General features: G+C 55.4%; 9 protein-coding genes. 3 read left to right on the forward strand and 6 right to left on the reverse strand.

Annotated features, from left to right (window positions below; all coding sequences use genetic code 11):
- Positions 1 to 9: 9 nt before the first annotated feature.
- The gene (locus tag GUC22_RS20240; RefSeq protein WP_024358994.1) at positions 10 to 1,677 is read right to left on the reverse strand and encodes an acyl-CoA synthetase FdrA; all 1,668 of its coding nucleotides are present in this window, start codon (positions 1,675 to 1,677) and stop codon (positions 10 to 12) included.
- A 315-nt stretch (positions 1,678 to 1,992) separates the two neighbouring features.
- On the opposite strand from GUC22_RS20240, the gene allD reads away from it, so the two are divergent.
- Genes allD through allE form a run of 3 tightly spaced genes read left to right on the forward strand, consistent with a single transcriptional unit; the run spans position 1,993 to position 5,092 of the window.
- A complete protein-coding gene (gene allD / locus GUC22_RS20245) occupies positions 1,993 to 3,042 on the forward strand; it encodes an ureidoglycolate dehydrogenase (RefSeq protein WP_024358995.1) in 1,050 nt (349 codons plus the stop codon).
- Positions 3,043 to 3,063: 21 nt separating this feature from the next.
- Positions 3,064 to 4,299, forward strand: coding sequence for an allantoate deiminase (gene allC / locus GUC22_RS20250; RefSeq protein WP_024358996.1), 1,236 nt, complete (start codon positions 3,064 to 3,066; stop codon positions 4,297 to 4,299).
- 10 nt (positions 4,300 to 4,309) lie between these two features.
- Entirely contained in the window at positions 4,310 to 5,092 is a 783-nt protein-coding gene (allE, locus tag GUC22_RS20255) for a (S)-ureidoglycine aminohydrolase (protein WP_049088822.1), read from the forward strand.
- A 76-nt stretch (positions 5,093 to 5,168) separates the two neighbouring features.
- Here the strand turns inward: allE and glxK are convergent, their stop codons facing one another.
- The 5 genes from glxK to GUC22_RS20280 form a co-directional block, all read right to left on the reverse strand.
- Entirely contained in the window at positions 5,169 to 6,314 is a 1,146-nt protein-coding gene (gene glxK, locus GUC22_RS20260; protein ID WP_024358998.1) for a glycerate 3-kinase, read from the reverse strand.
- An 18-nt stretch (positions 6,315 to 6,332) separates the two neighbouring features.
- The gene (locus GUC22_RS20265; RefSeq protein ID WP_024358999.1) at positions 6,333 to 7,643 is read right to left on the reverse strand and encodes a uracil/xanthine transporter; all 1,311 of its coding nucleotides are present in this window, start codon (positions 7,641 to 7,643) and stop codon (positions 6,333 to 6,335) included.
- Between the two features lie 175 nt (positions 7,644 to 7,818).
- The gene (allB, locus tag GUC22_RS20270; protein ID WP_024359000.1) at positions 7,819 to 9,180 is read right to left on the reverse strand and encodes an allantoinase AllB; all 1,362 of its coding nucleotides are present in this window, start codon (positions 9,178 to 9,180) and stop codon (positions 7,819 to 7,821) included.
- 107 nt (positions 9,181 to 9,287) lie between these two features.
- Positions 9,288 to 10,742 carry an allantoin transporter gene (locus GUC22_RS20275; protein ID WP_064342294.1) on the reverse strand — a complete coding sequence of 485 codons (1,455 nt, stop codon included), beginning with the start codon at positions 10,740 to 10,742 and terminating at the stop codon, positions 9,288 to 9,290.
- Positions 10,743 to 10,823: 81 nt separating this feature from the next.
- Positions 10,824 to 12,077 carry an MFS transporter gene (locus GUC22_RS20280; RefSeq protein WP_004137889.1) on the reverse strand — a complete coding sequence of 418 codons (1,254 nt, stop codon included), beginning with the start codon at positions 12,075 to 12,077 and terminating at the stop codon, positions 10,824 to 10,826.
- Between the last annotated feature and the right edge of the window lie 19 nt (positions 12,078 to 12,096).

Raw genomic sequence — 12,096 nt, forward strand, 5'->3', positions numbered from 1 at the left:
AGAGACCTCTTATTGCAAACGTTCTAATAAACGAGCCAGTTTCTTATTCCCCCCGGCGATCGGCGCCCACTGATAGTGGACAACCGGCGTTCCGGCGGACTGTAAATCGAGCGCGAAGCTGCGCAGACCAGCGTTAATCACCGCCACGCCGTCCAGCAGGCTGGCGCGCGGGGCCAGTTCCGCCATCCGCTGCGGGCTAATCAGCGCGCTGGCGAGCAGCGTGGCTTCGGGGAGGCTATCGACCACCACGATCCCCGCATCTTCGAGGGAAGCAATCTGCCGGGAACGGCACTGCGGGTCGCTTTCGGTGCCGGTCACCGTGGCGATGATATGCAGCGGATGGCGCTCGTCTCTCACCGCCCACGCCCGCAGGCAGGCTTCCACCAGCGATTCGGCGGGATCGGCGGTCGCGCCGTAGCCAATCACCACGTCCAGCAGCAACACGCCGACCTGATTTTCCTTGCCCAGTTCGGCAATCAGCTGGTTGCGCAGGGAGGGGTCGATCATCGGATGCGGGCGGCCAACGGTGTAAAAATCATCGCCGAGATCGACAACCTGATGGCCCTGCGCATTGAGCATCATGCCCTGCGGATGATGAGCGTCAGGGGTGATGCCCAGCCGCTCGGCGAGCAGCCCGGCGGATTCCGCAGCCAGCGTGCCGCCGGTGTATAAACCGCGAATTTGCTTGCCCGCGACTGCGCTCAGGGTTTGCTGGTAACGCGCGACGCGCGCCAGCAGGCAGGCCAGGCGCCCGGCCTCATCCAGGGTGCGGGCGAACCAGACGTTTTCATCGCGGGCGGCGGGCGGCGCATAGCCGAGAAACAGCGCCACCACCGGCTTAGCGCTGCGCTTCATGGCGCTAATCACCTTCTGGCGCACCATCTCAGCAGGCGGCTTCGAGACAAAGGCCAGCACCTGGCTCTGCCCGTCCTGGGTCAGCATTTCCAGCGCCGTTTGCGCGCTGATGCCGCCCACCTCGGCGCTCAGGTCACGCCCGCCGAGGCCAATCGCATGGCTTATCCCTTCCCCGCCAAGGACGATTTGCGAGACCAGCTCCTGAATACCGGTGCCGGATGCGCCAATCACGCCAATGTTGCCGTCCGGCGTGACGTTGGCGAAAGCCAGCGGGGTTCCGGCAATCATGGCGGTGCCGCAGTCCGGCCCCATCACCAGCAGCCCTTTGTCGCGGGCGCGGGTTTTCAGGGCGATTTCATCTTCCAGCGTGACGTTATCGGAGAAGATCATCACGTTTTTCTCGCTGCTAAGCGCCTGATGGGCCAGCTCCGCAGCGTACTCTCCGGCAACCGAAATTAAGGCCATATTGGCCTGCGGCAGCTTTTGCGTCGCGCTCTGCCAGCGGCGAACCACGCTAAGGCTCTGACTCTGCCCGCTCCCCTGCGCCAGGGCGGCGAGGGCCTCATCAAGACGGGCGATAATCATTTCCGCCACCGACGCATCGGCGCAATCGGTACGGATCGCCACGCAAATATCATTCGGCGTCGCGGTGGTAAAATCGTCGTGCCAGAAACCGGTGGTTTCCAGCAGCGATTTATTTGCCGGTGTGCCCATCATCACCGAAACATCATCGACATTTTCTGACTCACTCAGCTTACGCGAAATAATCATTAAGCTGACTGAATCCTGAAAACAGCCCTTTTTTATAAAGGCATGGATCATAATAACTCCCCAATAATTGCACCCATTGCAATTGAATGAGCATGAATAATCTGCAATCAGGCTAACGAGATAAAATTATCGGCGGCGTGAGCCATATCACATGGAAATTATTACAAGACGCTTTCAAATAAAGCCGAAGGCATTAGCTCGGAATTTTCAATGAATAGATTAACCGGGTCCCTTCTGATAAACCCGCGGTGATTATTAAATAAAATCTAACTAACTATTTTTACCAATGCAGATCACAATTTAAGTTTATTTTCCCCGTATTTTAATCGTCAGTCAGGCTCTACACCGTCGTTAAAAGGAAGACAGATGAAAGTCAGTCGGGAAACACTTCATCAGCTTATTGCCAATAAGCTGAACAAAGCAGGGCTTACTCATAATCACGCGGATATTATTGCCGATGTGCTGGTTTATGCCGATGCAAGAGGCATTCATTCGCACGGCGCGGTCCGCGTTGAATATTATGCGGAACGTATTGCAAAAGGCGGAACTAACCGTCAACCCAACTTTACCTTTGAAAAAACAGGTCCCTGCAGCGGCATTTTGCATGCCGATAATGCCGCTGGTCAGGTCGCTGCCAAAATGGGCATGGAGCACGCGATAGAGATTGCCCGGGAAAACGGCGTCGCCGTGGTCGGCATTCGGCGCATGGGCCACAGCGGCGCGATCTCTTACTTCTCCCGGCAGGCGGCCTGCGCCGGATTTATCGGGCTTTCGCTGTGTCAGTCGGATCCGATGGTCGTGCCTTTCGGCGGCGCGGAAATCTATTACGGCACTAACCCGCTGGCCTTCGCCGCCCCCGGCGAGGGCGACGATATCATTACCTTCGATATGGCGACTACCGTGCAGGCCTGGGGGAAAATTCTCGACGCCCGCTCGCGCCATGAAACCATCCCCGACAGCTGGGCGGTGGATAAAAACGGCGCGCCGACCAGCGACCCCTTTGCCGTCCACGCCCTGCTTCCGGCAGCCGGTCCGAAAGGCTACGGCCTGATGATGATGATCGACGTGCTCTCCGGCATTTTGCTCAACCTGCCCTTTGGTCGCCAGGTCAGCTCGATGTACGACAACCTCAGCCAGGGACGCGAGCTGGGCCAGCTACATATCGTTATCAACCCGCAATTTTTCTCCTCCAGCACGCTATTTCGCCAGCATATCAGCGACACCATGCGCGAATTAAACGCCATTACGCCAGCGCCCGGATTTAACCAGGTTTATTACCCGGGGCAGAACCTGGATATCAATGAGAAAAACAGCGCGGTGGACGGTATCGAAATCGTTGATGAGATTTATGACTATCTGGTTTCGGACGCTTTATATAACCGCTCTTATGAAACCCATTCCCCTTTTGCTCAATAAATTAAAATACAGGAGTTGCGTATGGCTCATTATTTTCGACAGGCAATAGAAGAGACCTTGCCCTGGCTTTCCTCTTTCGGCGCCGACCCGACCGGGGGAATTACCCGCCTGCTCTATTCGCCGGAATGGTTACAGGCGCAGCAGGCGTTTAAACAACGGATGAGCGAAAGCGGGCTGGAAACGCGCTTTGATGAAGTCGGCAACCTTTATGGCCGCCTGCCCGGTACGCGCTTTCCCGACGAAGTTATCCTTAGCGGTTCGCATATTGATAGCGTGGTCAACGGCGGTAATCTTGACGGCCAGTTCGGCGCGCTGGCGGCCTGGCTGGCGGTACGCTGGCTAAAAGAGACCTACGGCGAACCGCTGCGCACCGTCGAAGTGCTGGCGCTAGCCGAGGAAGAAGGCAGCCGCTTCCCTTATGTCTTCTGGGGCAGCAAAAATATCGTCGGCATCGCCAACCCGGCGGACGTGCGCGAGATTAAGGACGCCAAAGGCGTGGCGTTTGTCGATGCCATGAAGCAGTGCGGATTCACGCTGCCCGCCGCCCCGCTGGCGCCGCGCCGGGATATTAAAGCCTTCGTCGAGCTGCATATCGAACAGGGCCGGGTGCTGGAAACCAATAAGCAATCCATCGGCGTGGTCAACGCCATCGTCGGACAGCGCCGCTACACCGTCACCCTCACCGGCGAGTCCAATCATGCCGGTACCACACCAATGGGCTACCGCCGCGATACCGTTCATGCGTTTAGCCGCATCTGCTGCGAGTCTATCGCCAAAGCGAAGGCCCACGGCGACCCGCTGGTGCTCACCTTCGGCAAGGTCGATCCGCAGCCGAATACCGTTAACGTGGTGCCGGGTAAAACGGTTTTCACCATGGACTGCCGCCATACCGATGCCCGTGAGTTAACGGCCTTTACGGAAGTGATTGAAGCCGATATGCGGCGGATCTGCCGGGGAATGGAGATTGGCATTGAAATCGACTTGTGGATGGATGAAGCCCCGGTTCCGATGGATAAAACGCTGGTGGCCCGGCTCACCGCGCTTTGTGAGAAAGAGAGGGTGAATTTCCGCGTGATGCACAGCGGCGCGGGCCACGACGCACAAATTTTCGCCCCCTGCTTCCCGACCTGCATGATCTTTATGCCGAGCATTAAGGGCATCAGCCATAACCCGGCGGAAAGCACGCATATCGACGATCTGGCGGAAGGCGTAAAAACGCTGGCCTTAATGTTGCATCAACTGGCCTGGACTGAATAAGGAAAAGATAATGGGTTATTTAAATAATGTGGTTGGTTATCGCGACGATTTACTGGCCAGCCGTTCCATCGTGCGCCACGGCAATTATGCGCTGCTGACGCCGGACGGTCTGGTCAAAAATATTATTCCGGGTTTTACTAATTGCGATGTGACCATTCTGTCAACGCCGAAATTAGGCGCGACCTTTGTGGATTATCTGGTGACGCTGCATGAAAACGGCGGTAATCCGGGCGGTTTCGGCGGCGAAGGGATTGAGACCTTCCTGTATGTGATTGAGGGGGAAATCACCGCCGGGGCGCAAGGCAAAAGCTTCCCGCTAACCAAAGGCGGCTATATTTACTGCCCGCCGGGCGAGAAACTCACCTTCATCAATAACCGCTCAGGCGACAGCCAGCTGTTCCTCTACAAGCGCCGCTATATTGCGGTTGAGGATCACGCCCCTTATCTGGTTACCGGCAACGTCAGCCAGCTGGAGCGGATTCATTATGAAGGAATGGAAGACGTTATCCTGATCGATTTCCTGCCGAAAGAGCTGGGCTTCGATATGAACATGCATATTCTCTCCTTCGAGCCGGGAGCCAGCCACGGTTATATCGAAACCCACGTCCAGGAACACGGTGCCTATATTCTCTCCGGCCAGGGCGTTTATAACCTCGACAACAACTGGGTGCCGGTGAAAAAAGGCGACTATATCTTTATGGGCGCTTATTCACTACAGGCCGGATACGGCGTCGGGCGCGAGGCGTTTAGCTACATTTACTCGAAAGATTGCCATCGCGACGTTGAGATCTGATTGTCACTGATTAAGTTCACCTTTTTTGTTTAGCTATGTTGGATTTTGCCACGGTGAAAACCGTGGCATTTTTTATTCAGACGGGGATTTGCTGACCTAATTTTATTGCGCAGGCAATATTACGCGCGCAGGCATAGAGATTCTGCTCGCCGCGATCCAGCACCTCGGCCAGCGGCGCCAGCGCGGGTAAAATACTGAATACCGCATCAATACCGTGCTGATGCACCGCTTCAACGCCGTCGCCCAGCACGCCCGCGATACCGATAACCGGGATGTCGTACTTTTTGGCGATCCGCGCCACGCCGATCGGCGCTTTGCCGCCAACGGTTTGCGAATCCATTCGTCCTTCGCCGGTGATCACCAGGTCCGCATCGCGCAGCGCCTCCTCCAGATGAACCGCTTCCAGCACAATATCGATACCTGATTTCAGCGTAGCGTTAAGGAAAACCCGGGCCGCCGCGCCCATTCCGCCGGCCGCGCCGCCGCCGACCATCGGCGCGACATCCTGACCGGTAGCCGCCAGCATAACCCGAGCGTAGTTTTGTAACCCGCGCTCCAGAACGGCAACCATTTCTATGCAAGCCCCTTTTTGCGGACCAAAAACCGCCGCCGCGCCGCGTTCGCCGAGCAGCGGGTTATCGACGTCGCAGGCCACCTCAATCCGGCAATCGTGAAGGCGCGGATCGAGGTCGCTTAGGTCTATTTTTACCAACCGCTGTAACGCCCCGCCGCCAAGGCCGACGCTCTCGCCGCGCTCATCCAGAAAGCGCGCCCCCAGCGCCTGGGCCATACCCATCCCGCCGTCTACCGTGGCGCTACCGCCAATACCGAGAATAATATGGCGAACCCCGGCGTCCAGCGCATGGCGAATCAGCTCGCCGGTGCCGTAGCTGGTAGCCCGCAGGGGGTTACGCTCCCCGGCGGGAACCAGCATCAGCCCGCTGGCCGCCGCCATCTCAATAAATGCGGTTTGCCCGTCGCCGCTCAGGCCGTAGAAGGCGCCGACAAAATCGCCCATCGGCCCCATGACCGGCAGCATCACCATTTTGCCGTCAGTGGCCTCGACCATCGCCTCAACCGTTCCTTCGCCGCCATCGGCGATCGGCAGACAGACGCACTCCGCCTGCGGGAAAATTGAGACAAAGCCCGCTTTTATCGCCTGGGCGCAGCGGCTGGCGCTAACGCTCTCTTTGAAAGAGTCCGGTGCAATAATAATTTTCATTGTTGATCCTTTTTGCTGTCATGACTTAATACGATCCCAGGGAATGAGATTTTCCATCACTACCGCCAGCAGCACGCCGATTAATAAGCCGTTGCCTAATAGCGGTCGAATTATCAGGGGTAGCGTCTGGAGATAAACTGGCGGCAGACCCATTAAAAAAATACCGATAAAGAGCGGCAGCGCCAGCCGGTAGATATTTCGCGCGGTGAAGGTAATTTGTTTACTGAACGATAAGCTGGAATATAACAACGGCAGATAAGAGACCAGCATGACCGCGCTGCTAATCGGCAGCGGCAACGTGGTAAAAAAGTGGGTCAGCGGCGTAAACAGGCCAACTAAAAGACAACACAGGCAGCCGATAATAAACGGCTGGCGCGAGGTTTCTCCGGTTTGGGTTAATAAGCCTATCGACGAAACAAACGGTGAAAACGGCACCACGCTAAGAGGAACTGTTATTAAGGTCATCAGGCCGGAGATAATAAAGCTGCGTCGGTAGCGGCTATTACTGGCGCCCTGTTGGGGATAAAAAACGTCGGTGCCGCGAATGGCGCCGTAGGTATTGGTGATATTCACCAGCCCGGCCAGCAGCGCCGTCAGGATAATGCCTGGGCGTAGTTCTTCGCCGTAGCCGAGCGGAAACCATTGCCAGTGAATCGGCCCGGATGCCGCCGTGGCGGGCGGCGTGCGAAACAGCAGGTACCAGCTCGCCCATCCCGCCAGGGTTCCTGTCAGCAGAGCGTAGCGGGCGATGCCGTCCGGGAGAAAAATAATCATCCCCAGCACCAGGATCATCACCGCCAGCGCGAGGCCAAAGGGCGCCAGTTGAATGGCGGCGTTGGCCTGGGTCGAACTAAAGGGCAGCCCGAGCATGCCTTTAAAAAATATGGTCGTCAGCTGCGCGCCGAGCAGCAGCATAAAAAAGACCATCACCGTCGGGCTAAAGAGCTTCGCCAGGCGATGGCCGATGCCGCTGACGCCAATAATGATGGTCAGAACGGCTGAGAGAAAGATACCCACCGCCAGGCTGGCCGCAATGCTGTCGAACGCGGTGCCGCGCGCGGCTTCGCCGACGGTGACGGTCAGAATGGTGCTCCACCATAGCCCCGTCGGCCCCTCCATAATCGCGCGACGGTGGCCCAGCAGCGCCTGCGCCAGACACGCCAGCCCGGTGGTAATAAAACCGTATTGCGTAAGCGTAATCAGCGCGCTGGCGGGAAGCTGAAAAGCAGATTGTAATGTCGGCGGCACCACCACGGTGTTGCAGAAGATAAAAAAGAACCATTGAAATCCCGCCAGGGTGTTTCGTTGATTTAGCGGCAATACCACCATGATAAAATCCTGACAAAGCGCCTGACGTTGAACTGGCGCTAAACATTGAACGGTGTGGGTTATGCCCCGGATCGCGGCTTGCGCCTTACCCGGGCTACAAAACCCGCGCACGACGTCAGGTTCGTAACCCGGATAAGGGGTTTACGCCGCAATCCGGGAATGCAACGGTTACCCGTTACTGCTGATGCTTAAGGATAAATTTCCCCTTCGGCGCCTGCGGGAAACCCTGCTCGATGTCATAAATCACCTCGCCGCGCAGGATGGTTTTAGTGATACGCGCGCCAATCTTCCGGCCAACGTACGGGCTGACTTTATGCCGGTATTCGAGGTCTTCCGCCTGCAAAACGTAGCTGCTGTTCGGCTGAATAAACACCAGGTCGGCGTCTTTGCCCGGCGCGATGCGCCCCTTGTGCTTGAGGCCGAAAATATCGGCGGCGTTGGTCGCCATCAGGCGGGCGAACTGCGGCAGAGACATACCGCGCTTCTGCACCGCTTCGTCGAACATCACGTCCATGCAGCTTTGCAGACCGGCAATCCCGCCCCAGGCCTGCATGATATTGCCCGCCTTCATTTCCGGCGGACACGGAGAGTGGTCGGAGACCAGGCAGTCTATTTCGCCGTTGAACAGCTTCTCCCACATTCCCTTCTGGTTCTCCGCGTCGCGGATCGGCGGAGAGCACTTCGCCAGGGTGCCAATCGCTTCGAACTGCTCGGTATCCAGCACAAAGTAGTGCGGACAGGATTCGCAGGTGACGTCTTGACCCTCCTGACGCGCGCGGGTCACTTCGGCGACCCCTTCCGGGCTGCTGACGTGGCATACGTGCAGGCGGCAACCGGCGACTTTCGCCAGATAGAGAACGCGGCGGATCGCCTCGACTTCGGTGAAGACCGGACGCGACGCGACATAATCATGCGCCGTCACGCGGCTCTCTCTTTTTGCTTCTTCGCCGAGCTCATCGCAGATCAGCGCATTTTCACAGTGCACCAACACGGTCTGCTTCATTTCGGACAGCTTTTGCGCGCCTTTGAAAAACTGCCAGTCGTTAACGTCGCGGAAGTCGTTGTCGATCCCGCGATCGCCGCAGGTGGCGACAAAGCATTTGAAGCCCACCACGCCCACTTCATCCAGCTCATGCAGGCGGTCCAGATTATAGGAAACCAGGCCGCCAAGCTGCGCGGCGTCGATGGTTAGCTTGCCCTTCGCGGCATCGAATTTCAGCTCGATGGTTTCGCGGTCGGTGGTCGCCGGGAGCTGGTTCAGCGGCATTTCGATCATCGTGGTGATGCCGCCTTTTGCCGCTGCGCGAGTGCCGGTTTCATATCCTTCCCAGTGGGTACGCCCCGGCTCAGAGATGTGGGTATGCGCATCGACCATCCCCGGCGACACGATCAGGCCCGAAGCATCCATCACCTGCTTCGCTTCGCCCAGGTTTTCACCGATCGCGGCGATTTTGCCGTTAGCAACCGCGATATCCACCACCCGCGATTCGTTTTCCAGAATAACGGTGCCGTTTTTAATAATTAAATCAAAAGACATATAAAACTCCTTGTATGTGTACAGACGATTAACCCGCCATACTTCTGCTTGTGGCTTTGGGTATTGATGCTTCATCCCTGAAATAAATCTTCCTCTTGATAATAAAATCAGCTAACAACATCCGGGTGCGAAATATTATTCGGCAGCGCCCGTTTTTTTAGTAAAGCGTATGCGGCAAAAGCGACGATGACGCCGACAAACCACGACACCCGGGAGAATGGTTCGAGCAGCGGAATAAATTTTCCGCCGAGCGATAAAATCACCGCCACGATGGTGACCAGGAATGCGGTAACGTTAAAACCATTATCAAAATACTTATAATCACCCGGCGCGGTATACAGCTCATCAAGATTAATTTGCCCGCGCATGACGACAAAGTAGTGCGCCATCATTACCCCAATAACCGGGCCCAGCATGCCGCCGATAATATCGAGAAAAAGATAAATACTGTCCTGATTCTCCATTAATTTCCATGGGCAGATCAGCAGGCTAATAATACTGGCGATCAGTACGCCGTTTTTATAGGTCAATTTAGTCGGTGCAATTGCCGCGATTTGATAGCCTGCCGGAATAATATTACCGGTGGCGTTGGTGGAGATCGTGGTCATTAATATCACCAGCACCGCAAAGAAAGAAGCAAACAGGCTATCCCATTTCTGCACGATATCCAGCACGTTCCAGGTATCCATTTCGTAATGGATACTGGCCCCGGCGATAATGCACACCCCGGCCACCGCGAAAAGAATATAAGCCACGACTAAACCAAGGGTTTGCCCAAGCGCCTGATCGCGAAACGAGCGCGCGTTCTGGGTAAAGTCCGAGGCGCTGACAGCCGGCGCCGCCCACACGGCGACCACCGCGTTAATCACCACCAGGAACAGGAAACCGCTATGTTCCGCTTTCTCCACTCCGGTCGGTAGGTAGTCGAGGATCGGGCCGATCCCCACCAGCGAGATAGCCCAGATGGCCATGCCGCCGAACACAACATAGATACAGGGGTTGAGGATCGCGGTGAATTTATTGAGAACTTTTCCGCCGCCGAAACCAATCCCCACATTAATCAGCCAGAAAACCAGAAAGGCGATCAGCCCCGGCAACGACAGTCCCAGCAGCTTAAAATCGCCGCCAAGGGTCAAAAACGCTGGCCACAGTTTGCCTAATAAGATCAGGAATGCCAGCGAACCGGCATAGCATTGCAAACCAAACCACATAATCGCCGCAATACCGCCTCTGAGCAGGCCAGGTAATAATGCCCCGCGCACCCCATACGAGGCTCTTAAAATCATAGCGAAGGGTACGCCGTATTTACTTCCGGCAGCGCCATTAAACACCATAACCGCGGCAATAATAAAAGCACTCAATATTATTGCCATCATTATACTGAACGTTGATAGTCCAAGAATAAAAAAACCACCAACCATGACATAATTAGGTACGTTGTGTACGGATCCCATCCATAAGGTAAAATAGTTAAATGTCTTCCAGTTACGCTGCGATTCTATTTTTGGTAATAGATCGTCGCTATAACCTCTGGATTTGTACAGGTCTTGAGCTTGTTCCATAATTCCCTCTTAATACGCATCGGATTACGCTTACAGGTTTAGCTATGTGGAACAACAAATTATTATAATTATTTATTTTTATTATACGGGGATTGTCTTTGACTGTATTTTGTTCTTACGCAAGGTAATCAATGCAAACAGTATCGTTCCGGTAATAACTAGCCCGGCAGACATCACAAAACTAATTTCTTTTGACCCAGTCAGATCGGAAATAAAACCGGTGAGCGTCGGGGCAACGACCGCTGAACTCATACCAAAGAAATTAAATAAGCTGAAAGCGCGGCCTAATGTTTTCGCTGATGCCTGCTCGGAGACAAACGAAATAAGAATCGGGTCAACGGCCATTTTGCCCAGCAGTCCGTACAGCACGAGGCTAATCATCAGCATGGTGGTATTCGGCGACAGGACGGTAAACATCAGCATGGCCGCGGCGACAATCTCCAGCCCGAGAATAACTTTGACTTTACTGTCGCGGAATTTATCCGACAGATGGCTAAAGAACAGCGCCCCCGGCACCCCGACAACCGCCACCAGCGCCGAAGCAAAACCAATGGCCCCGCCGTCAAAGCCGCGTTCGGTCTGGAGATAGGAAGGCAGCCAGGTGACGATCAGGTAGTAGCCGTAGCAGGTGCAGAAATAGAGGAAGTAAACGCTGCACAGCAGCGGCGAAAACAGCGGCGCTGACTTCTCTTCGACCGGTGCTGACGCCGTGGCGCTATTTTTATTGACCGCTGCGGCTGGCTCTTTAAGCTTGCGACGAATCACCAGGGTAAACACGCAGAGCATCACCACCAGGATCGCGGCGACAATAAACAACACGTTTTGCCAGGCCATATGCATGCTTTTGACCAGAATGCTTGAGCCAATCAGGCCAATCCCCATCCCGATAGCCGAGCCGCTGTTAATAATGGCGTTCGCCAGCGCCCGACGCTCCTGCGGCACGTTGGCCGAGGAGAGCGAATAGGCGGAGCTGAAGAAGGACGCGCAGCCGGCGCCGGCCAGCAGCGAGCCGATATAAATCAGCGTCAGGTTTCCCGCATTAGCGATGCTTAGCGTGCCGATAATAAACAGCGAGAAACCACACATCAGCATAATTTTCTGCCCCAGTTTATCAACCAGAATACCGCAGGGGATCTGCATTCCGCAGTAGGCAAGAAAATAGAAGCTGGCTATCGCGCCAATTTCAGCGTTACTGACGTTGCCTAAGGACGCCTGAATTTCCGGGTAAATCGGCGTTAATACGGTACGATAAATCCATATTGCCACCCAGCCCAGACTCATTACCACGACTATTTTCTTCCAATAGTCGATACCCGTTTTATTGATAGTATCCATAAATTCACCCGTGAAGTTT

This window comes from Klebsiella sp. MPUS7, assembly GCF_009905335.1.
GTDB classification, from domain to species: domain Bacteria; phylum Pseudomonadota; class Gammaproteobacteria; order Enterobacterales; family Enterobacteriaceae; genus Klebsiella; species Klebsiella grimontii.

Excerpts from the sequence above, each read along its gene's own strand:
- glxK (WP_024358998.1), bottom strand. The coding sequence starts at position 6,314 with ATGAAAATTATTATTGCACCGGACTCTTTCAAAGAGAGCGTTAGCGCC.
- GUC22_RS20265 (WP_024358999.1), bottom strand. The coding sequence starts at position 7,643 with ATGGTGGTATTGCCGCTAAATCAACGAAACACCCTGGCGGGATTTCAA.
- allB (WP_024359000.1), bottom strand. The coding sequence starts at position 9,180 with ATGTCTTTTGATTTAATTATTAAAAACGGCACCGTTATTCTGGAAAAC.
- allE (WP_049088822.1), top strand. The coding sequence starts at position 4,310 with ATGGGTTATTTAAATAATGTGGTTGGTTATCGCGACGATTTACTGGCC.
- allC (WP_024358996.1), top strand. The coding sequence starts at position 3,064 with ATGGCTCATTATTTTCGACAGGCAATAGAAGAGACCTTGCCCTGGCTT.
- GUC22_RS20240 (WP_024358994.1), bottom strand. The coding sequence starts at position 1,677 with ATGATCCATGCCTTTATAAAAAAGGGCTGTTTTCAGGATTCAGTCAGC.
- GUC22_RS20275 (WP_064342294.1), bottom strand. The coding sequence starts at position 10,742 with ATGGAACAAGCTCAAGACCTGTACAAATCCAGAGGTTATAGCGACGAT.
- allD (WP_024358995.1), top strand. The coding sequence starts at position 1,993 with ATGAAAGTCAGTCGGGAAACACTTCATCAGCTTATTGCCAATAAGCTG.
- GUC22_RS20280 (WP_004137889.1), bottom strand. The coding sequence starts at position 12,077 with ATGGATACTATCAATAAAACGGGTATCGACTATTGGAAGAAAATAGTC.